Annotated in this window: 2 rRNA genes; both read right to left on the bottom strand. The window is 46.2% G+C overall.

Features of this window, described 5'->3' with window-relative positions:
- Positions 1–85, bottom strand: a 5S ribosomal RNA gene (gene rrf, locus KNP77_RS15900); the annotation flags it as partial.
- A 94-nt stretch (positions 86–179) separates the two neighbouring features.
- A 23S ribosomal RNA gene (locus tag KNP77_RS15895) occupies positions 180–264 on the bottom strand; the annotation flags it as partial.

Here is a 264-nt window from a genome sequence, read left to right as displayed (position 1 = left end):
ACCCCCAACTACTTTCGGCGCTGAAGCGCTTAACTTCCGTGTTCGGCATGGGAACGGGTGTGGCCGCTTCGCTATCGCCACCAGACAAGTATTATATTAACATCATTTAGCAGTGACGTCAATATGTTTTTAAGAGATTGAACTCTCAAAACTGAAGACTCATCAATACAAACCATTTCTAGATCAAAGCCTCGACCGATTAGTATCATTCAGCTCCACACGTCGCCGTGCTTCCACCCATGACCTATCTACCTCATCGTCTCT

It is taken from the genome of Exiguobacterium sp. s142 (genome assembly GCF_018618455.1).
Taxonomy (GTDB): domain Bacteria; phylum Bacillota; class Bacilli; order Exiguobacteriales; family Exiguobacteriaceae; genus Exiguobacterium; species Exiguobacterium aurantiacum_A.
This window is presented reverse-complemented; position numbering and strand designations above follow the sequence as displayed.